Here is a 19,928-nt window from a genome sequence, read left to right as displayed (position 1 = left end):
GCCGTTCTCAGCCTGCTGCGAAGGACTCCAGGATCCGGAGGAGACTCGTGGTGTCCGTCAGATCCGTCAGCACTTCGGATGCGCCGGCGGCGGCCAGCTCTTCCGGGCTGTGGAGGCCCGAAGCGACCGCGACGATCCCGGAGCCCGTGGCCAGGGCCGCCTCGACATCACGCGGCGTATCCCCGACGAGTACGACAGGGACGTCATGGTGAACGCCGCGCAGGCGGTGGGCTCGTTCGCGGGCGACAGCCACCAGGTCCGGCCGCTGGAGGGCATCAGCGCCAAAGGCGCCGACAGACAGATCCAGCAGGGGATCGAGGCCGAAGGCGGACACCTTCACATGGGCGTTGGCCGCGATATTGCCGGTCAGGACCGACGAAACCCAGCCGTCCTCGGCGGCGACCGCCTTGAGGATCTCCCGTACTCCCGGCAGCGCCGTCCCGCGCCTGCGGAGATCTTCGATACGTTCCTCCCCGGCACGGGCAAGAGCGGCCTCAACAGCTGCCCACTCCGGCTCGGGATGACCGTCCGAGGCGAACATGTCCCGCATGATCAGTCGATCCGTACGGCCCTCGGTCCGTGCCGGTCCGGCTGGAGCGGCCCCCGTCAACGCCGAGAACGCGGCGGCGTATATCTCCTTGCTCACCCCTGAGTTCTCGATGAGCGTGTGGTCGATGTCCCACAGGACGATGAGCTGCATAACACCAGCGTAGATACACCGCCGCAGCATCAGCTCCGAAGGGGAACGTCCCATAACGTCCTTGCTCCTTGACCCCCGGCGGGGGTTGTATGGCTTCCGTGAACGAGCGACTCCACTCCGTACTCGCCCAGCGCGGCGTCCCGCCCGAGTCGCTCGCAGAGGTCTGCGAGGTGGACCCCAAGACCGTCGGGCGCTGGCTCGGCGGACGTGTACCCCATCCGCGACACCGCTTCCGTGTCGCACAGCATCTGCGGGTGGAAGAGACCTTCCTCTGGCCCGCCCCACAGCCAAGCCCGGACAGGACGGGCTCCGGAACGGGCTCCGGAACGGGCTCCGGGCTGGACACCGAACTCGTCTCCACCTACCCGAACCGCGCCAGCGTCCCCCGCGACACCTGGCTCTCGCTCCTCCAAGGGGCGCGGGACCAGATCGGCGTGCTCGTCTTCTCCGGCACCTTCTTCGCCCAGTCCAATCCGAGCGTGGCCAAGATGCTCGCCGAGCGGGCATCCGCCGGCGTACGGGTCCGCCTGTGCTTCGGCGACTCGACCGGCCAGGCCGTCGCCACCCGGGGCCGCGAGGAAGGCATCGGTGGCGACACCCTCGCCGCCAAGATCCGTGCCTCCCTGACCTACTACCGCCCTCTGCTGTCCGAGGCGGGCTGCGAAGTCCGCCTGCACGACACCACCCTTTACACCTCCATGTTCCGCTACGACGACGTCCTGCTCGCCAACCCCCACATCTGGGGGCAACCTGCCAGCGCGAATCCCGTGCTTCACCTCAAACGGCCTGAAGCCACCGACTGGTTCGACAACTACGCTCAGAGCTTCGAAGCGGTCTGGGCCGGCGCGCGGCCCTGGACGCCAAGCCAGGAGGGCACCACCACACATGGGTAGGACCGAGTACTACAACGACCCCAACGCCCCCAAGGCGAACACCCTCATCCCCGCCAACAACCTGCTTGTCGTCGACGACAGCGGAGCCATCCTCCTCCAGCGCCGCCGCGACACAGGCCAGTGGGCGCTGCCGGGCGGAGCCCAGGACATCGGCGAGACGGCGGCGCAGTGCGCGGTGCGCGAATGCCTGGAAGAGACCGGCATCATCGCCGAGGTCACCGGCTTGCTGGGGGTCTACACGAACCCCAACCACATCGTCGCCTACACCGACGGTGAGATCCGCCAGCAGTACGAGAACACGTACATCGGCCGCCCGGTCGGAGGCGAGCCCACCATCAACGACGAGGCCGACGGCGTCCGCTTCATCCAGCCCACGGACCTCGACGGCTACGACATCCACCCCAGCATGCGCCAGCAGATCGGCGACTACCTCGCCGGCACCTACCCCTACCTGGGCTGAGCCGCCAGCGCCGCCTCCACCCGTTCCGCGGCGGCGAAGATCTCCGGCGCCGCACGGCGAATGAACCGCCCGACGACGCTGTCGGCCCCGTAACGGCCGACGATCTCGGTCACCCGCGCCTCGGCAGTCGTCCGATGTCCGTCGGGCGTGGTCGTCATGTCGCAGTAGACCAGCAACTGCTCTTCCAGCAAAGGGAACTCGGCCTCCAGGGCTAGCCTCAATCCGCGCTCCTCGGCCTCCAGCAACGCGAACGTGTGGTTCGCGACGAGCCGTACCAGCCGCGCGTCGGCGCCATGGCTGTCCCGGAGGAATCGAGCACCGTCCAGCGGGTGGAAGCCGGTCACCGCCAGCCGAGGCGCATAGCCCACGTCATGAAGCGCTGCGGCGGCGACCAGCAGATCAGCGTCATCTCCCAGGACCCATCGAAGATCAACTGCTCGGCGCGCGACCTCCTGAGAATGCACCCACCGGCGAGGAAGCACAACGGCGAGCTCAGCCTCGCTCGTCCTCAGAGCCCAGTCGATCATCGGCCTCTCCATGGGCTCTCCCTTTCCCGAAACAACTCTCCCTCAATAGTTGAGACACCGGTAGCTCCACGGAGGGATACCCAGGAGCTTCGACTTCGGGGTGTGCTCGCAGCCCTACACCATGTAACGTCAACGCTTCCTCGACGGTGACGGCCGGGAGGGTTACTGCACATTGGGGGGCGTCTGGGCGCGGGCCTCTTGGGGGTAGGCAATGAACCACTACCGATTCAATCCGCCGCCTAGCTGGCCGACGCCACCGGAGGGGTGGGTGCCGCCGCCGGGTTGGGAGCCCGAGCCGTCTTGGTCGGCGCCGCCTGTGGGTTGGCAGTTGTGGCTACCGGTCGACTCCGTACCTGTCCCCGCAGCTGTTTCCGCGCCCGCAGGCGCAGGCGCTTCGAGCGGTACGGCGGCGAGCGGCATACCGCAGCAATCCTCCGGAACCGGCGGCAACGGGCCCGTGCCGGCTGCTCGGCGGGGTGGGCTGCTGGGACGGCTTCGGCGGGACGGGCCGTCCGAGGTCGAGCAGCTGCGCGAGTGGATCTCCGCCACGCAGGGAGCCGACGCCCTGGAAGTGGCGCGGCTGATACAGCGAACGCGTGACGAGGCGGAAGGGATACGCGCCCAGGCGTCCGAAGAGGCAGACGCGATCCTTCGGGACGCTCGCGATGTCGTCAAGGACATCAAGGCCGAGTCCCGCCGGATGGCACAGGAGACCGAGCGAGCGCGTAAGGATACCGAACGGCACCGAACCGAGGTCATGGCCTGCGGCACTGGCAAGACCTTCACCAGCCTGAAGATCGCCGAACGGCCGCAGAACGAGCGCGCCCAGGCCGGCCAGGGCGAACACACCACAGTGCTGTTTCTGGTGCCCTCGATCGCTCTGCTCTCGCAGACGCTGCGGGAATGGGCTCAGCCCTCGGCACCGCGGCCCGCCCCGTTCTCAAGGTAGGTGGTCGCTGATCGCGCACGGGCACCGATCGCCGCGTGGACACGGCGGGCCAGCCGGGGGATGAGCAGCCCGTCGATCTGGTCGCCCTGGTGAAACGCGAACTGGTCGACTTCCACCCCGTCCAGGACGATCTGGGCTCGCTGGTCAGCCGCGAGAATGCCTCCGTCAAAGACGAACAGCAACTTGTCGCCCTCGGTCGGGTGGGGTGCCCAGTCCGCGACGAGGAGGCGGCCGATGGGCAGGGTGATGCCGATCTCCTCCTTGACCTCCCGGGCCGCGCCTTCGCTCGGGGTCTCACCCGGGTGGAGATAACCGCCGGGGATCTCCCAGCCGGGCTTGTACGTGGGCTTGACCAGGAGCACGCCCCCGGCCTCGTCGAAGAACAGCACCCCGGCGGCGGTGCGGGGCTGGGCTACCGTTTCGTAGTCTCCCGAGTCGCTCATGACAACGACTGTAGTCGTCACGCACGAATCACCCGATGACGCGTAGCCGCTGAGCAACGCCGGCCAGCGGATGGCTCGGCTTGCCGCGCTTTTGCCGGACCCAAACGGTCACCAGGTGCCGGGAGATGAAGTGGTGGCGGACCTGCTCGGGCGCGAGCTCCTCCGCGTCCAGGACAAGGGCGAGAGCTTCGTCCGTGCGGTTCTGAGCACTGTCTGTAAGCACTTCCGTGGGCACCACGGTTCCAAGGTCTTTTGGTACCAAGCTCGAACCGGTGGTCGACGGCTCACCAGCGCCCCTGACGGCCTCTTCTCGCTGGCTGCGCCTGTGCATCAGCTCGCCACCGGCCCGGTGGTCGAACGGCTGTCGGAGCCGAATGAACCTGGTGCGCTGGTACCAACGAACCTTGCTACAGACACCGCGCCGTCAGCGTTGCCCCTGGGGCCACCACATAGGCCGCAGGCCCGACCGGAAACTACGGCCGGGCTTGCGGCCTATGTGACCAGCCTGTACCCGACGGCGACAAGGCCATTCAGGGCGTGACCGCTGTCGCCCGCGATGCCGCCGACGCAGACGCCAACGCCACTCATGAAGGCAGGATCGCGTCGAGGTAGTCCTGCACCGGCTCGAAGAGCCCGTACGGCACGTACTCCGGGATCTCGCCATGGGCGACCCAGGCCAGCTCAGCCAGCTCCTCGGTGTCCGCGACGTGGGCCGTTCCGCCCAGTACCTCGCACGCGGTATACGACACCAGTCGGCCCGTCTTCGGGTGGACCCGCTCGCCGAGCAGCTTCACGGCGGCCACGGTCAGTCCGGTCTCCTCCTGGGTCTCCCGCACGGCAGCGTCCTCGCGGGACTCGCCGGGCTCGACCTCGCCGGCCGGGAACTGCCAGGAGAGCTGCCCCTCGCTGACCCGGCGGCGCACCATCAGCACGTGCCCCTCGTTCACGACGATGGCGGCGGCGATGCCGGGGCGCTCGTCCGTGTTCTGGTTCGTCACGTCTGCTCCTCCAGGACGGCCAGGATGGGTGGGAAGATCGTATCGACGGAGATGAAGCGGGGCACCGAGTTTCTGGGGACCCACATGACGTCGATGTTCTCGGCCGCGTCGCTGTCGCGCAGCCTCAGGAGCCCGCTCATAGGCCGTGTCGAGGAGCTGCTGCATCTCCCTGCGAGGCACGACGGATGCGTCGGAGTGCCAGGCAGCCACCGTCCTCACTGCGATGCCCAGCTGAGCGGCGAACTGTTCGTTGCCGAGCCGTAGGGCGGACTGCAGCAGACAGGCGTACCGGCCGCTCCAGCGCTCGATCACGTCCACAAGACTGCCCCTCGTCGCCGCCCCGGTGCAGGAATCCGCGCGCCGAAAGTGCACTCCCACTGCACTGGCACTTCATGGTCACGCGGGAAGAGCCCCGGAAGAATCGGAGTCACCAGGGGCCAAGGAATCACCCGCCAAAGGCTCAGTCCCTGGGAGGCGTATGAGAGGCGCGAGAGCGCCAGACGACCACAGGGAGATTCTAGGTGCGTACCCCCAGCGGATAGAGGAGACAGAGAAGTTGGCCGAATCGGGACTCTCGATGGGCTGATCGGCCGCACCTTGGCCGGCATTCGCCCGTCCGGGGCATTGCCCGCACGCCCGAACCGCCCTGCCAGCGCCGGTAACCTCAGCAGATGACGGCTGATCGTCCGTCATGTTCGGTTGCTAGCAAGGCTAAAGGGAGTCAATGGCCGAGGTTCAGGCACACACTGTCGAGCGCACGCTCGTCCTGCTCAAGCCCGATGCGCTGGCGCGTGGCCTGGCAGGAAGGATCATCACGCGATTCGAAGACGCCGCGCTGAAGATCGTCGGCACCAAGATGAATTGGATGGACGAGGAGTTCACCCGCAAGCACTACTTCGACCTGGAAGAGCGACTGGGGTCGGAGGTCTACAACGTCACGGCGACGTTCATGCAGCAGGGGCCCGTCATCGCCCTGGTGCTGGAGGGCTTCGACGCCATCGCCACCGTCCGCAAGATCGTCGGCAGCACGTACCCGAACCAGGCTCCGGCCGGCACGGTGCGGGGCGACTTCTCGCACTACAGCGCGGCGGCCAGCATCGCCTCGGGCAAGGCGGTCGCGAACCTCGTGCACGCCTCTGGCAACGCGGAGGAGGCCAAGCAGGAGGTGGAGCTGTGGTTCGACAAGGACGAGCTGCAGGACTACAAGGCGCTGGCCGAGATCTACACGTACTAGCAGCGGGTCACGGCGTCACCGCGGGGACGCCGGGGCGTTGATCACTACTGGGGCACGACCGTTTGAACCGAGAGGGCACCATGACCAACCAGACCCGCCTGGCCTCCACCGACGAGCTGGAGTCGATCTTCCAGCGTGAGCTGGCGACCGACCGGTGGGCCGCCACCGAGACCGCGTACGCCCTGGCCGTGCGCCACCGCGACCTGGGCGACTGGCCCGCGTCGCGTGAGTGGGCCCAGCAGTGCCTGTGTCTCGAATCTCGTATTCCTCTGCCATTGCTCCCACCGGGCAATACGTCGAAGGCCTCTCGAATCCGCCGCCCGTGCTGCCCGGAGACAGGCAGCACGGGAGACACGAGCAGCACGGGCGGCGCGGGAAGGCCGTGAGCAGGAGCGCGTCCGGGGGGGGCGGGCTGTCGCGTCAGCGGCAGACGATCCCCAGTCCGTCCGTCAAGCGGCCGAACGGGTTCGCGGTCGTCAGTTCCGCCGAGCCGCTCGTCACGCCGAAGAAGGCCCGGCGTACGCGGAGTCCGGTTTCGGCGGGGAGGGCGAAGCTGGCGCGGACGGCTTCGTCGACGTCCATGACCAGCCGGGCGTCCATGCCGATGGTGTCGCCGTCGCCCAGGACCGCCTGGCGCCAGAAGTCGCCGACCAGCTCGCGCAGTCGGGCTGTGTACGGGGTGTCCCGTGCCGGGCCGCCGTCGAGTGCCGCGTCGAACACCGCCTGCCAGCCGGCCGCCAGGGACAGCAGTGTGTCGTGGTCGGCCGCCGTGTCGTACGCGGTCAGGACCGCCAGGGCCGCCGTCGCGCACGGCTGCGGGTCGGTCGGGGCGGCGAGCGCCCGGCGGGCGATGCGGGCCGCCCGGTCCGCCGCCTCGCGCGGGGGCGCCGGGTGCCAGAGCGGGGTCCAGTCCGGGGCGTACAGGTCCGCGCCCGGCAGCAGCCTGCACGTCGTGCCGGTCGCGCCGGGGGCATACGCCGACCGCATGACATCGTCACGCTCGGAACGGGTGAACGCGGCCAGCTGCCGGCGGACCTGGTAGCGCGGGGTCAGCAGGTACCACAGGCAGGCGCCCATCGACAGCTCCGCCGCCTCGTCGTGGCCGGCCTCGCCGCAGTCGCACTCCAGTACGGCGTCGGTGACCTCCGCGAGCGCGGCGCCGTACCCGGTGGCGGTCTCCGCGCCGCGTACGGACAGCGCCAACAGGAGCTGGTTGAAGCACTCGTGGGCCGAGTAGTCCGCCACCGCGTCGGTGACATCGTTGTACCGCATGATGTTGTCGATCGCGCGCTGGATCGCGTCGCACTTCGCCGCCGACGTCAACTCGCCCCGCTCATCGGCCACATGACGGTAGTGCGCGGAGGCGAGCATCACCCGGTAGTACGGGGCGATGGCGCCGTCCCACGAGCGGGCGCCCATGTACTCGTCGGGGCTGACCGGGCCCAGGTCGCCTTCGACGGCGGCCGGTTCGGCTGCCATGGCGTCCTTCACCACCATCAGGCCGCCGACCGCCACCATCTCCCGGACCGCGAGCGCCGCCGCCTCGCCCGACAGGTGCTCCAGCCCCTCGCTGGCGGCGGTCATGTAGAGGACGTGGCCGCCCGCGCCCGAGTCGTCGAAGGCGCCGCAGAAGTCCACGGCGGACGTCAGCGAGAGCATCGACGCGCACAGGTCGTGCAGGCGGGCGTCGTCGCCCCGGATGAACTGCCAGGTGTAGACGCTGCCCCACAGGTCGCGCATGGCCACGATGGGGTCGTTCGCGCCCGGTACCCGGCGCTGGTACTCGGCCCACAACTCCCGTGTCTCGCCGCCCTTCCGGGGCGCCACCCCGGCCAGCCGGGCGAGCCCGGCCGAGGCGGGCGTGGCGTCCGTGCGCCACAGCCGGTCCGCCTGTACGGCGGTGATCCGGCGGGCTGTCCCGGCGAGCGGGCTCGCCTCGACGCTGCGGATCACCTCGGGGTCGTACACCGTCCGCATGACCCGCTCGGCCATCCGGTAACCGTCGCCGGGGCAGGGCATCGTGAGGGTCCCGTAGGGGACGTACGACGGCGTGCCGACCAGGTACGTCGTCGCGCCGTCGGGGGCGGCGGGGCCGTCGGTGACCGTGCCGACGGCGGCGGCCAGGCCGAGCGCGGCGCCGCTGAGCAGCCCGCAGCGCTCGGCGTCCCATATATCGGGCTTGCCCGCTATATGGGGCTTGACCGCTATAGCGGGCTCGACCGCGCGTGTGAAGGCTGTGATGTCAACCGGCTCGGTCAGCTGATCCGTTGCCATGGGTCAGCTGCTCCGCTCGGCCTTCTCGACCCGTACCAGGGTGCGCGGCGGGATGAGCAGCGCGGTCACGGACGGCTTGTCGTTCTCCGAGCCGGGGCGGTGGTGCAGCTTCCAGCGGCTGAGCACGGTGGCGAGGGCGATGGTCGACTCGACCGTGCCGTAGACGTCGCCGATGCACTTGCGGCGGCCCGCGCCCAGGCTGAAGTAGGCCTGCCGCTGTGCGGTGGTGACCCGGTCGGGGCCCCACCGGTCGGGGTCGAATGCCTCGGGGTCCGGGAAGATCTCGGGGTCCCGGTGGGCGATGTACGGGCTGAAGAACACGCCCGCGCCCTCGGGTATGTGCCCCTCCTCCCAGGTGACGTCGGTGGTCGCGACCCGGCTGACGATCCAGGCCGGCGGGAACAGCCGCAGCCCTTCGGTGAGGACGTTCTGGGTGAAGCGCAGCTTGTTCATGTCCTGGTAGCCGGGCAGCCGCAGTTCGCCGTCCGTACCGTCCGCGCCGTCGCCCAGCGCCTCCTCGATCTCGGCGAGGACCCGGGCGGTGATCTCCGGGTGCTGGTCCAGCAGCCGCAGTGTGTAGACGAGGGAGGAGGCCACCGACTCCAGGCCCGCCGTGAGGAAGGTGACGACCTGGTCGTAGACCGCCTTGTGCGGGTCGGGCTCGTTCTCGCAGGCCGCGACCACCATCGACATGAGGTCGCCGTGGTCGATGCCGTCGGCGCGGTAGGTGTCGACGACGTCGTTCACGACCTTGCGGACCCGTGCGTCGACCTCCTCGTAACGGCGGTTGACCGGGATCGGCAGCTTGGGGAAGAAGCGGCCGGGGATGACCATCCGCCAGTACACGCCGCTCATGATGTCGGGCACCGACTCCGCGATGCTCGCGGCGGCGGGGCCCGCCACCTCCGCCGAGATCAGTGTGCGGCTGATGACGAGCGTGGTGAGCCGGTGCATCTGCTGGTAGAGGTCGACCTCCTCGCCCGCCTTCCACGAGTCGGTGACCTCCGCCGCGGCCTGCGTCATCACCTCGGCGTAGCGCTCGATCCGGCTGCGCTGGAAGGCCGGCTGGAGCGCCGGGCGCTGGCGGGCGTGGTCGTGGGCCGGGCAGCTGGCGAGGCCGTTGCCGACGTAGTGGCGGACCTTCTCGAAGAGCGGGCCGCCCTTGTCGAAGGAGTCCAGCTCGGAGACGTGCAGCCGGTGCACCAGCTCCGGACTGGACACGACGTACGCCGGCTTGGCACCGATCCGGATCCGGACCACGGGACCGAGTGCGGCCAGCTTCTTGAAGAACTCCAGCGGGGAGCGGGCCATCTGGGGGATGTGGCCGACCAGAGGCAGGGCGCCGGGGGCGTCCGGAACCGTCGCGGGCAGTGGGGCGGGCGGGCGAATGGCCTCGATGGTCATGATGTCCTCTCGGTGCTGGCGAAGGAGATCTCGCGCAGGGCGTCGGTCGCGGCGGGGGGCAGTGCGGCCCGGTCGAGGGCGTGTCGGGCCTGCTCGTGACGGGTGCTGATGAGGTGCTCGATCGCGGCGCGGGCGCCGGTGTCCTCAAGTACCGCGCGCACCTGGCCGGCCTGCCGCTCGTCGAGTCCGGGGCTGCCGAAGTAGGTGTTCAGCGTGTGCCGTTGGGCCGGGTCGGCACGCCGCATCGCGAGGGAGACCAGCAGGGTGCCCTTGCCGTCGCGCAGATCGTCCAGGCACGGTTTGCCGGTGGTCCGCGGGTCGCCGAAGGTGCTCAGCAGGTCGTCGCGGAGCTGGAATGCCTCGCCGAGCGGCAACGCGTACGCGGAGAGCGCCGCTCGGAGTTCGGGGTCGGCCCCGGCGAGGGCGGCCCCGAGGTGTAGCGGACGTTCGAAGGTGTACATCGCGGTCTTGTAGCGGGCGGTACGCAGCGCCTGCGCCTCGTCGTTGTCGGGATCGCCGGTGGCGACGAGGTCCAGGTACTGCCCGAACATCACCTCCCACCGCATGGCGTCCGCGACCTCGCGCACGGCGGCGAGCCGGGAGGGCGGGAACTCCGCGCTGTGGAGCAGCTCCTCCGACCAGGCGTGCGCCAGGTCGCCGAGCAGGATGGCGGCGTGTTCGCCGAGCCGGTCGGCGTCGCGACGTCCGGCGTGGTGTGCGGCCAGCGCCCGGTGCACGGTCGGGGCACCGCGGCGCAGGAGGGCGCCGTCCATCACGTCGTCGTGGATCAGCGCGAACGCGTGGAACATCTCCAGCGACGCGGCGACCTGCACCACGCCCGCCGGGGGCGTGCCCCGGCCACCGGCCGCGTACCAGCCGACCACGCACAGCAGGGGGCGCAGTCGTTTACCGCCCCGGAGTACGAACTCACGCAGGATGCCGGTGACTTCGGCGGGGAGTTCACGGTCGGCGGCGGCGCGGGCCTTGGTGTCCAGGAAGACGGTGAGGGCCCGGTCCACGTCATGGCGTAGGGCGGTGAGGTCGATGCCTTGCGGCGGGGACGCGTCGAGCGCCGCCGACTCGGGTGCCGCCGGTGTCCGCGACGGCGGCACGGGCGGGACGGCGAGCATGCGGGAGTCGGTTCTCATCGGCTCCTCCAAATGGCGTACGTGAGGGCGGAGGCGGTGGTGCTGGGGCGCGGGTGGGCGGCACGGCGCGGCCCGTGCGGTGCCGCTCCGCACCGGGGGACGGCGCCGCGGGCAGGCGCCGGGGATGCGGGAAGACAGGGGGGAAGGCAGGGGAAGGCAGGGGGAAGACGTGCGGCCAGGCCGAGGGGGCCGCAGGCGCGGGCCTGCGGGGTGGGGGGTGGGGGGTGGGGGGATATGCGGGGGGGGAGAGGTGGGGGGTGGAACTCAGACCGGGGGTCCGGTCCGGCGGGGTTGCCGGAGATATCGGGTGGCCGGATCGTGCTCTTCGGTGGCCGATCGAAGTGCTCTTATGGCCGGATAGGACCATAACTGTGGCTTGATCCACACGGCAAGAAGTCTTCGATTTTCCAGTGCCGCAAAATTATTAGACCAAAATTTTGCTAGATGTAACGATTCGTCAGTTGCTCACAGTGACGAAAAGGGCAGGAGCACACACCTCACACACGCTTTCCCGCCTCTTGATCCACAGTCGCGCACATTGCTTTTCTCTTTCTCCGTCAAATCCACGTATCCGTGAGGGCGGCCCGGCAGCGAGCCCGACGAAGGATGAAGGGAGTGTTCGCGCCACGTCGTCCTCACCCGGCGCCGGTACGCGGACAGGCCCGCCGCGAGCGCCCACGAGGGGCGTTCACGACGGGCCTGGAGGGACCCGGGGGTTACGAGGCCGGGGTGTGGCCGTGCGAGGCGTCGGCGGTGGTGGCCGACGCCTGGCGCTTCGCGGTGGTGGCAGTGGCGGTGGGCTTCTTGACACCGCTCACATCGTGGGCGTACGTCCCCACCGCGTCGGCGATGACGTCGATGTTGATGTCGAACGCCTTCATGTTGACGTTGGAGAGGTCATCGCACGCCGAGTGGTAGCACTTGTCGTACGCGACGCCCGCCTCGCCTCCGTACTTCTTCGCCTGCTCCTCGGTCTTGAGGCCCTCGGCGCCGGTGAAGGTGCCGCCCGCCGGGATGCCGACCTCGATGAAGGGGCCGTAGTCGGAGCGGCCGTCGAAGGCGGTGCCCTCGTGCGGGATCCGCTTCGAGTCGAGGAACTTCGCGATGGCGTGCTCCAGTTGGGCCGAGCCGTCCGGGCCGGGCTCGGCGTCGTCGCTGTCGGAGCCGTCGCCGTCATAGACGAACTGGGCGTAGTTGGGCGAAGCGATCATGTCGAAGTTCAGGTACAGCGCCAGGTCGGAGCGCTGCTTGTCCGTCAGGTTCGTGACGTAGTGCTCGGCGCCGAGCAGCCCCAGCTCCTCCGCCGACCACCAGGCGAAACGCACCTTGTTCTCGGGCTTCGCGTGGGTCTTGGCGAGCTTGAGGGCGACCTCCAGCAGACCGGCGGAGCCCGAGCCGTTGTCGTTGATGCCGGGGCCGTCGGCGACGGAGTCGAGGTGGGAGCCGAGCATGACCGTACGGTCGGACCTGCCGCCCCTGGTCTCGGCGAGCACATTGCGGGTGGTCCGCTGCTCCTGGAACTGGCGGATCTCCAGCGAGACCGTCACCGGGCCCGCCGCGGCCTCGGCGGCGAGGGCCTGGCCGTCGGCCCGGGTGACACCGCCGGTGGGGATCACCCCGGCGTCCGGACCGCCCATGGTGCCGTTGAGGGTGCCGTCGGTGTTGTTGTAGATGATCGCGCCGACCGCGCCCGCCGCGCCGGCCGCCTTCTGCTTGTCCGCGAAGGTGCAGCCACCGCGCTGGATGAGCGCGATCTTTCCGGTGTAGTCGCCGGAGGCGTAGTCGGCCGGCTCACAGCCGGTGGTCGCGTCCACGGGGACGGCGGCGATCCGCGCGCCGACACCGCCCACCGGGGTGGACCTGGTGTACGACATGGCGGTGATCGCCACATCGCGCGGCGTCGGCGAGGTGACAGCGAGCTTCTCGGCGAGCGTCTCGATGTAGGTGATCTCGAAGTCCTGGTACGAGACCTTGTAACCGGCCTTCTTGAGCAGCCCGTACACGTACGCGGCGCTCTTGTCGTAGCCGGGCGTGCCCGCGGCCCGGTTGCCGTCGTTGGCCTCCGCGATGGCCTGGAACTTCCGCAGATGCTTGTAGGCGTCCTTGGCGGACGACTCGCGCACCAGCTTCTTCGACAGCTTCGCCGCGTCCCTCGCCGGATCGTGGGATCGCGCGGCGGCGGATGAGGAGGCGGAGAGCAGAAGGGGGGCGGCGAGCGCGGTAGCGGCTGCGACTGCCACGAATCTGCGGGGAGTTGCGCGCACAGGGGGCCTTCCGTGTGTACGAATGTGACCGAAGTTCAGGGAAAGCTAGCGACCGGTTCGGCGATTGGGAACACCTGTGGCGGAGATCACGGGACATTTCGGCTGATGGGAGTGGAGAACGGTCCTGTATTGCGACAGAGAACGACTGAAACCGTTCCCCTGGTTTATCCGGCTTCTCCCGAGGTTCTCCCGGTTGCCCTGGCTCCTCGGGGCTCGCCCGGTTCACCCGGTTCACCCGGTTCACCCGGTTCACCCGGTCTCCTGGTTCGCCGTACCGCTCAGGGCTTTTCGGCCTTCGCCGCCTTTGCCGCGCGCTTCGCCTCCTGCTTGAACGCCCGCACCTTCGCCAGCGATTCGGGTCCCGTGATGTCCGCCGCCGAGCGGTACGCGCCCACGTCCCCGTAGGATCCGGCCGCCGCGCGCCAGCCCTTGGGGCGTACTCCGTACTGCTTGCCGAGCAGCGCCAGGAAGATCTGCGCCTTCTGCTTCCCGAAGCCGGGCAGCTCGTTCAGCCGGTCGCGCAGCTCGGCGCCGGTGGCCACATCGCGCCAGACGGCCTCCGGGTCGCCGTCGTAGTGCTCGACCAGGTACTGGCAGAGCTGCTGTACGCGCTTGGCCATGGAGGCCGGATAGCGGTGCACGGCGGGCTTGTCGGAGAGGAGGGCGGCGAAGGCGTCGGGGTCGTACGCGGAGATCTCGCGCGCGTCGAGGTCGTCATGGCCCATGCGGACGGCGATGGTGTACGGCCCGCTGAAGGCCCATTCCATCGGCACCTGTTGGTCCAGCAACATGCCGACCAGGGCGGCGAGCGGACTGCGGCCGAGCAGGGCGTCGGCCTCGGGCTGTTGGGCGAGACAGATGGTGGCGCTCATGGGGAGATGATCACCCGGGCCCCGGGGAGAGAGAAGCGCGCCACGCGTTCCTGTGTCTTTTTGTATGACTGGATGGTGGTCCGGATGGGCGGGCGGGAGAGATGGTGACACAAGCCCCCGACGGGTGATGCCGCGAGGGCCTGCGACGGGTTGGGCCGGACCCGGTCAGAGGCGCCGCGCGGCCTGCGACGGGTTGGGCCGGACCCGGTCGCTCGTTACCGGGTCACTATCGTCCAGACGATCCATACGGCCGATCCGACGCCGATCATCCACACGCCGGCGGTGCCGCCCCAGTCGAGCCGCCGCGACAGGGCGCCGTCCCGGCGGGTTTCCGAAGCCGAGCGGTACTCGGCCATCTGCTCCTGGGCCAGCGATTCACCGATATCGGCCACGGCTGCCCCTTTCTGGTCGTTTATTTCTTGGGGCGGGAGTGCTTTCCGTCCGAACCGCCGTTGTCGCCCTTGGGCTTGGCGTGCTTGGGAGGCCTCTCTGCTTTCCTCTTCTGCGCCTCGTGATAATCGGTATAGTCCCTCGGATACTCCCGTGACATCGCGAACCTCCGATTCCCGGAATGTCCCCATACTGTATTCCGTGCGGATGGATCCCACGCGACCTCTTTAGAAGTGTGTTTGTATGACTAATCTCTGGTCCGAATGAGGGACTGTGGAGAGGGGTAGACCCCGCCGGAAAAGGAAACTTCCGTAGGACACTTGAAAGGCCGTTCGATCGTGGCGCAGCCGTTTGTACTGCCGGATTTTTATATGGCCTATCCGGCCAGACTCAACACTCACCTGGAGGAGGCCAGGGAGCACTCCAAGAAGTGGGCCAGGGACATGGGCATGCTGGAGGGGTCGGGGGTCTGGGAGGAGAGCGATCTGGACGCGCACGACTACGCGCTGCTCTGCTCGTACACCCATCCCGACTGTGACGGACCTGCGTTGTCGTTGGTCACCGACTGGTATGTGTGGGTGTTCTTCTTCGACGACCACTTCCTGGAGGTCTACAAGCGGCCCCAGGACCGGGCGGGCGGCAAGGCGTATCTCGAACGGCTCGCGGCCTTCATGCCGATGGATCTCGCCGGCGGTTTCCCCGAGCCGACCAATCCGGTCGAGGCGGGGCTCGCCGACCTCTGGGCGCGTACGGTGCCGAGCATGTCCCTGGGGTGGCGGAAACGATTCGCGGAGTCGACGGAGAATCTGCTCAACGAATCCGACTGGGAACTCTCGAACATCAACGCGGAGCGCGTGGCCAACCCCGTCGAATACATCGAGATGCGCCGCAAGGTCGGCGGAGCGCCCTGGTCGGCGGGGCTGATCGAATACGCGGCCCGCGCCGAGATCCCGGCGGCCATCGCGGACTCCCGGCCGCTGCGGGTCCTGAAGGACACCTTCTCGGACGCCGTCCATCTGCGGAACGACCTCTTCTCGTACCAGCGCGAGATCGAGGAGGAGGGCGAGCTGAGCAATGGCGTGCTCGTCCTGGAGACCTTCCTCGGCTGTACGACCCAGGAGGCGGCCGACTCCGTCAACGACCTGTTGACGTCACGCATCCAGCAGTTCGAGAACACCGCGTTGACGGAGCTGGGTCCCCTCTTTGCCGAGAACGGGCTCGGCCCGCAGGAGTGCGCCGACACGCTCGCCTATGTGAAGGGGCTCCAGGACTGGCAGTCGGGCGGCCACGAGTGGCACATGCGCTCCAGCCGGTACATGAACGGCGCGGAAGCCCGGGGGGAGGGGAGTCCGTTCTCCTTGACGCCCGTGGGGCTCGGTACCGTCGCCGCCGATCTCGTCCGGGCCATGAGCGTCGGCGCCCCCGCGCGCGCCCGCAGCCACAGCCATGTCCCGTTCCAGCACGTCGGCCCTTCCGTGCTGCCCGCGTTCGAGATGCCGTACGCGCTGAAGCTCAGCCCGCACCTCGACCACTCGCGCGAGCACGTCGTCGAGTGGTCGCACCGCATGGGGATCCTGGAGGCGCAGCCCGGGATGCCCGGCTCGGACGTCTGGGACGAGGCGCGGCTGCGCCGGATCGACCTGCCGCTCTGCTCCGCCGGGATCCATCCGGACGCCACCCCCGAGGAGCTGGACCTGACCTCCGACTGGCTGACCTGGGGGACGTACGGCGACGACTACTTCCCGGTGGTCTACGGCAACGCCCGCGATCTGGCGGGCGCCAAGGCGTGCAACGCCCGGCTGGCGCTGTTCATGCCGCTCGACGACCTCTCCGCGATCCCGGTTCCGGCCACCGGGCTGGAGCGGGGGCTGGCCGATCTGTGGGTCCGTACGGCGGGACCGATGGATCCGGAGGGGCGGCGCGCCTTCCGGAAAACGGTCGAGGACATGACGGCCAGCTGGATCTGGGAGCTGGCCAACCAGGTGCAGAACCGTATCCCCGACCCCGTCGACTACATCGAGATGCGCCGCCGGACCTTCGGCTCCGATATGACGATGAGCCTGTGCCGGATCGGCCACGGCCGCACGGTGCCTCCGGAGATCTACCGCACCGGCCCGATGCGGTCGCTGGAGAACGCGGCGCAGGACTACGCCTGTCTGATGAACGATGTCTTCTCGTACCAGAAGGAGATCGAGTTCGAGGGGGAGGTGCACAACGCTCTGCTCGTCGTGCAGAACTTCTTCGACTGCGACTATCCCACCGCCCTGCGGATCGTCGATGACCTGATGACCTCGCGGATGCGGCAGTTCCAGCATGTCGCCGCCCATGAACTGCCCGCTCTGTACGAGGACTTCGGGCTCGGTCAGGAGGCGCGCGAGGTGCTGGACGGCTATGTGGTGGAGCTGGAGAACTGGCTCTCGGGGATCCTCAACTGGCACCACGGCTGCAAGCGTTACAAGGAGGCCGAGCTGCTGGAGGACCGCGCGGGGATCGCCGCCTGGCGGCCGCCGCTGCCCTCCGGGCCCGGCACCTCGGCGGCGCGGCTGCGGCTGCCGGGGTGGGCGCCCACGCTCCCCGTGACGGCTGTGCCCCATATGGCGCAGTAGCTCCGGCTCACGCAGTAACCCCCTTGTGTGCCACTGCGTTTGTCATCCGGTCAAGGTGACGCGACCGGACCGGACGGGGGCCGTGGGTGGGGAACGGAAACGCGCTGTACGGACGGGTGGGGGCGCAGCGGGCCCGGAAGACGGCGACGGGCGCCCCCGATCCCAGGTCGGCGATGCTGGAGGCCGTCGCGGGCTGGGTGCCCGGGGAGCCCGTACGCAATGAGGCGCTGCCCGCCGCGTGGGGTGTCGACGACGAGTGGGTGCGTACGCGTACGGGCATCGGCAGCCGACACCGGGCGGCGGCCGGGATGTCGACGGGGGACCTCGCGTACGAGGCGGCGCGGCAGTTGGTCGGCGGGGCGTCCGGCGAGGTCGGGGCCGTGGTGCTGGCCACCGCCACACCGGACCACCCGTGCCCGGGGACCGCCCCCGCGCTGGCCGCGCGGCTGGGGCTGGGAACGGTGCCCGCGTTCGATATCGGCGCGGTGTGCAGCGGGTTCGTCTACGGCCTCGCGGTCTGCCAGGGGCTGGTGGTGTCGGGGCTGTACGACCGGGTGCTGCTGGTGGGCGCGGACGTGTACTCGACCTGGCTGGATCCGATGGACCGCTCCACCGGCGTGGTCTTCGGCGACGGCGCCGGGGCCGCGCTGATCGGCGCGGGCCGGACCGGGGGCCCCGGCGAGCTGCTCGCCTTCGATCTGGGCAGCGACGGCGAGGGGTACGACCTGATCACCGTGGCCGGGGGCGGTTCGCGGGCCCGCTCGGTGCCCCAACCGGCCTCCGAGGGCGACGAGTTCTTCCGGATGCGCGGGCAGGCCGTCTACCAGCGCGCGGTGGAGCGGATGACGGGCTCCTGCCGCTCCCTGCTGGGGACGGTCGGCTGGGACCCGGGCCAGGTGGACCACTTCGTACCGCACCAGGCCAACAGCCGGATCATGCGGGCCGTCGCCGAGCGGGTGGGGATCGGCGCGGAGCGCTGTGTGACCCATCTCGACCGGGTGGGCAACACGGGCGCGGCCTCCATCCCGCTGGCGCTGGCGGACGCGGCGGCCCGGGGGCGGTTCCGGGCGGGCGACCGGATGCTGCTGACGGCCTTCGGCGGCGGTCTGACCTGGGGTACGGCGGCGCTGCGCTGGCCCGAGACCGGCCGGGGCGACCGGCCCGCCGCCTTCGAGGGACCCGCCGCCTTCGGCGCGCTTGGCGCACTCGACCTCGACCTCGACAGAAGGGATGCCGGTCATGACGCGGACGGCTGAGCACGGGAACAGGCACGGGCGCGGGCACGCGCACGCGCGCGGGCACGGCTACGAGTACGGACCCGGCCGCCGGTACGGGCACGGGCGCGGCCGGCGCGGTGCGGTGGACCCGGTCGCGGTGACCGGGCTCGGCGTGGTGACCCCCGCGGGCACCGATGAGCGGACGTTCTGGGAGGGGCTGTGCGCCGGGCGGTCCGTGGCCCGGCGCCGGGCCGAACTGGCCGGGATGCCGGTCGACTTCGCCTGCGCGGTCGAGGGGCCGCCCGCCGGGCTCGACCTGGACGAGGCGGTGGGCGGGCGCTCGGTGTGGCGGATGGCGCGGTTCGTGAAGCTGGCGCTGGTCGCCGCCCGCCAGGCGGTGGACGACGCCGGGCTCTCCCCGGGGGACTGGGACGGCGGCCGGGTCGGCGTGGTGCTGGGGGTGGGCGTCGGCGGGGTCTCCGTACTGGTCGACAACGCGCTGCGGCTGCACGCGGAGGGGCCGCAGGCGGTCTCCCCACTGCTGGTGCCGATGATGATCCCCAACGCGGCGGCCGGCGAGGTGGCCATCGCGCTCGGGGCGCGCGGGCCGAGCCTCGCCCCGGCGACGGCGTGCGCGTCCGGTGCGACGGCCATCGCGCTGGCCAGGGACCTGCTGGTCAGCGGGGCGTGCGATGTGGTGGTGGCGGGGGGCGCGGAGTCGGTGCTGACCCCGCTGGTGCTGACGGCGTTCGCGCGGATGGGCGCGCTGTCCACCCGTACCGGCGATCCGGCGGAGGCGTCGCGGCCGTTCGCGGCGGACCGCGACGGGTTCGTCATCGGTGAGGGCGCCGCCATGCTCGTACTGGAGCGGAACGCGGACGCGCGCGCCCGGGGGCGGACACCGCGCGCCCTGCTGACCGGGGCGGGGTCGAGCACGGACGCGTACCACCCCACGGCGCCCGCGCCCGGCGGCCGGAACGCGCAGGCGGCGGTGGAGACGGCGTTGGAGGACGCGGGGTGGAGTCCGTACGACATCGAGCACGTCAACGCGCACGGCACCTCGACGGTGCTCAACGACGCGATGGAGGCCACGCTGATCGAGCGGGTCTTTCCGCACCGGCCGCCGGTCACCGCGCCGAAGGGCGTGCTGGGGCACACGCTGGCGGCGGCGGGGGCGATCGAGGCGGTGGCCACGGTGCTGACGCTGGAGCGCGGGATCATCCCGCCGATCGCCAATCTGGACGCGCCCGCAGTCGAGTTCGACCTCGACTGCGTGACGAAGACGCCGAGGAGCCAGGTGGTGGAGACGGCGGTCAGCCACTCCTTCGGCTTCGGCGGACACAACGTGGCACTGGTGTTCCAACGAACGTCAACAGCTGGTTGACCGAGGAGAGATGGGGAAGAGGGGTGGCGGATGAGGGTGGCGATGGGTGGCGCGCAGGTGGCGGGCGGTGCGAGGGGCTCCTCGAATGGATGTTTAGTGGTCCTGCGTGCGACAGAGTCGTTTCTTCGCCATCGCTTGATCGTTCTATCTCCGTGACCGTATTGA

General features: G+C 69.8%; 20 protein-coding genes. 8 read left to right on the top strand and 12 right to left on the bottom strand.

The features are described 5' to 3' along the window. Nucleotides 1-7: 7 nt before the first annotated feature. Nucleotides 8-700, bottom strand: a complete 693-nt coding sequence (locus ACIP8W_RS27015) for an HAD family hydrolase (RefSeq protein WP_401957228.1) — start codon at nucleotides 698-700, stop codon at nucleotides 8-10. 98 nt (nucleotides 701-798) lie between these two features. Between ACIP8W_RS27015 and ACIP8W_RS27010 the strand changes: the two genes are divergently transcribed. Beyond that, on the top strand, nucleotides 799-1,593 hold the full coding sequence (locus ACIP8W_RS27010; RefSeq protein WP_401957225.1) for an XRE family transcriptional regulator: 795 nt from the start codon (nucleotides 799-801) through the stop codon (nucleotides 1,591-1,593). Continuing rightward, nucleotides 1,586-2,053, top strand: a complete 468-nt coding sequence (locus tag ACIP8W_RS27005; protein WP_401957223.1) for an NUDIX hydrolase — start codon at nucleotides 1,586-1,588, stop codon at nucleotides 2,051-2,053. The genes ACIP8W_RS27010 and ACIP8W_RS27005 overlap by 8 nt, the downstream gene beginning before the upstream one ends. Here the strand turns inward: ACIP8W_RS27005 and ACIP8W_RS27000 are convergent. Continuing rightward, nucleotides 2,041-2,580, bottom strand: a complete 540-nt coding sequence (locus ACIP8W_RS27000; protein WP_401957221.1) for an HD domain-containing protein — start codon at nucleotides 2,578-2,580, stop codon at nucleotides 2,041-2,043. The genes ACIP8W_RS27005 and ACIP8W_RS27000 overlap by 13 nt on opposite strands. Before the next feature lie 457 nt (nucleotides 2,581-3,037). Between ACIP8W_RS27000 and ACIP8W_RS26995 the strand changes: the two genes are divergently transcribed. Further along, nucleotides 3,038-3,529, top strand: coding sequence for a DEAD/DEAH box helicase family protein (locus ACIP8W_RS26995; protein WP_401957218.1), 492 nt, complete (start codon nucleotides 3,038-3,040; stop codon nucleotides 3,527-3,529). Here ACIP8W_RS26995 and ACIP8W_RS26990 read toward each other — a convergent pair. The 4 genes from ACIP8W_RS26990 to ACIP8W_RS26975 all read right to left on the bottom strand — a co-directional run bounded on the left by ACIP8W_RS26990 (nucleotide 3,490) and on the right by ACIP8W_RS26975 (nucleotide 5,110). Next, nucleotides 3,490-3,972 carry an NUDIX domain-containing protein gene (locus ACIP8W_RS26990; RefSeq protein ID WP_401957216.1) on the bottom strand — a complete coding sequence of 161 codons (483 nt, stop codon included), beginning with the start codon at nucleotides 3,970-3,972 and terminating at the stop codon, nucleotides 3,490-3,492. The two genes, ACIP8W_RS26995 and ACIP8W_RS26990, sit on opposite strands and share 40 nt — an antisense overlap. A 28-nt stretch (nucleotides 3,973-4,000) precedes the next feature. After that, nucleotides 4,001-4,195, bottom strand: a complete 195-nt coding sequence (locus tag ACIP8W_RS26985) for a hypothetical protein (RefSeq protein ID WP_402204961.1) — start codon at nucleotides 4,193-4,195, stop codon at nucleotides 4,001-4,003. A gap of 361 nt (nucleotides 4,196-4,556) precedes the next feature. Beyond that, nucleotides 4,557-4,970 carry an NUDIX hydrolase gene (locus ACIP8W_RS26980; RefSeq protein ID WP_401957213.1) on the bottom strand — a complete coding sequence of 138 codons (414 nt, stop codon included), beginning with the start codon at nucleotides 4,968-4,970 and terminating at the stop codon, nucleotides 4,557-4,559. Beyond that, complete coding sequence (locus ACIP8W_RS26975) at nucleotides 4,967-5,110, bottom strand: hypothetical protein (RefSeq protein WP_401957212.1); 144 nt, start codon at nucleotides 5,108-5,110, stop codon at nucleotides 4,967-4,969. Before ACIP8W_RS26975 ends, ACIP8W_RS26980 begins: the two co-directional genes overlap by 4 nt. Nucleotides 5,111-5,694: 584 nt before the next feature. Here ACIP8W_RS26975 and ACIP8W_RS26970 point away from each other — a divergent pair. Together ACIP8W_RS26970 and ACIP8W_RS26965 are read left to right on the top strand one after the other, a co-directional pair. Continuing rightward, nucleotides 5,695-6,204 carry a nucleoside-diphosphate kinase gene (locus ACIP8W_RS26970; RefSeq protein WP_401957210.1) on the top strand — a complete coding sequence of 170 codons (510 nt, stop codon included), beginning with the start codon at nucleotides 5,695-5,697 and terminating at the stop codon, nucleotides 6,202-6,204. An 80-nt stretch (nucleotides 6,205-6,284) separates the two neighbouring features. After that, nucleotides 6,285-6,590, top strand: a complete 306-nt coding sequence (locus ACIP8W_RS26965; protein WP_402204958.1) for a hypothetical protein — start codon at nucleotides 6,285-6,287, stop codon at nucleotides 6,588-6,590. Nucleotides 6,591-6,624: 34 nt separating this feature from the next. Here the strand turns inward: ACIP8W_RS26965 and ACIP8W_RS26960 are convergent, their stop codons facing one another. The 6 genes from ACIP8W_RS26960 to ACIP8W_RS26935 all read right to left on the bottom strand — a co-directional run bounded on the left by ACIP8W_RS26960 (nucleotide 6,625) and on the right by ACIP8W_RS26935 (nucleotide 14,558). After that, the gene (locus ACIP8W_RS26960; protein WP_402148074.1) at nucleotides 6,625-8,478 is read right to left on the bottom strand and encodes a hypothetical protein; all 1,854 of its coding nucleotides are present in this window, start codon (nucleotides 8,476-8,478) and stop codon (nucleotides 6,625-6,627) included. Nucleotides 8,479-8,481: 3 nt separating this feature from the next. Beyond that, a complete protein-coding gene (locus ACIP8W_RS26955; protein WP_401957205.1) occupies nucleotides 8,482-9,882 on the bottom strand; it encodes a cytochrome P450 in 1,401 nt (466 codons plus the stop codon). Next, nucleotides 9,879-11,030 carry a polyprenyl synthetase family protein gene (locus ACIP8W_RS26950; RefSeq protein ID WP_401957202.1) on the bottom strand — a complete coding sequence of 384 codons (1,152 nt, stop codon included), beginning with the start codon at nucleotides 11,028-11,030 and terminating at the stop codon, nucleotides 9,879-9,881. Before ACIP8W_RS26950 ends, ACIP8W_RS26955 begins: the two co-directional genes overlap by 4 nt. Nucleotides 11,031-11,746: 716 nt before the next feature. Then, nucleotides 11,747-13,270 carry a M28 family metallopeptidase gene (locus ACIP8W_RS26945; RefSeq protein ID WP_401957199.1) on the bottom strand — a complete coding sequence of 508 codons (1,524 nt, stop codon included), beginning with the start codon at nucleotides 13,268-13,270 and terminating at the stop codon, nucleotides 11,747-11,749. Nucleotides 13,271-13,572: 302 nt separating this feature from the next. Then, nucleotides 13,573-14,166 carry an HhH-GPD-type base excision DNA repair protein gene (locus tag ACIP8W_RS26940; protein ID WP_401957196.1) on the bottom strand — a complete coding sequence of 198 codons (594 nt, stop codon included), beginning with the start codon at nucleotides 14,164-14,166 and terminating at the stop codon, nucleotides 13,573-13,575. 215 nt (nucleotides 14,167-14,381) lie between these two features. Further along, the gene (locus tag ACIP8W_RS26935; protein ID WP_401957194.1) at nucleotides 14,382-14,558 is read right to left on the bottom strand and encodes a hypothetical protein; all 177 of its coding nucleotides are present in this window, start codon (nucleotides 14,556-14,558) and stop codon (nucleotides 14,382-14,384) included. Between the two features lie 336 nt (nucleotides 14,559-14,894). Between ACIP8W_RS26935 and ACIP8W_RS26930 the strand changes: the two genes are divergently transcribed. From ACIP8W_RS26930 to ACIP8W_RS26920, 3 genes are all read left to right on the top strand, one after another. Further along, a complete protein-coding gene (locus ACIP8W_RS26930) occupies nucleotides 14,895-17,162 on the top strand; it encodes a family 2 encapsulin nanocompartment cargo protein terpene cyclase (RefSeq protein ID WP_401957191.1) in 2,268 nt (755 codons plus the stop codon). A 173-nt stretch (nucleotides 17,163-17,335) separates the two neighbouring features. Next, the gene (locus ACIP8W_RS26925; protein ID WP_402204987.1) at nucleotides 17,336-18,418 is read left to right on the top strand and encodes a beta-ketoacyl-ACP synthase 3; all 1,083 of its coding nucleotides are present in this window, start codon (nucleotides 17,336-17,338) and stop codon (nucleotides 18,416-18,418) included. Next, on the top strand, nucleotides 18,402-19,763 hold the full coding sequence (locus tag ACIP8W_RS26920) for a beta-ketoacyl-[acyl-carrier-protein] synthase family protein (RefSeq protein ID WP_402204954.1): 1,362 nt from the start codon (nucleotides 18,402-18,404) through the stop codon (nucleotides 19,761-19,763). The genes ACIP8W_RS26925 and ACIP8W_RS26920 overlap by 17 nt, the downstream gene beginning before the upstream one ends. The last annotated feature ends 165 nt before the right edge of the window (nucleotides 19,764-19,928 follow it).

This window comes from Streptomyces sp. NPDC088554 (genome assembly GCF_044752945.1).
In the GTDB taxonomy this organism is placed as follows: Bacteria; Actinomycetota; Actinomycetes; order Streptomycetales; family Streptomycetaceae; genus Streptomyces.
The sequence above is the reverse complement of the archived record's forward strand: the minus strand, read 5'-3'. Positions and strand labels throughout refer to the sequence as shown.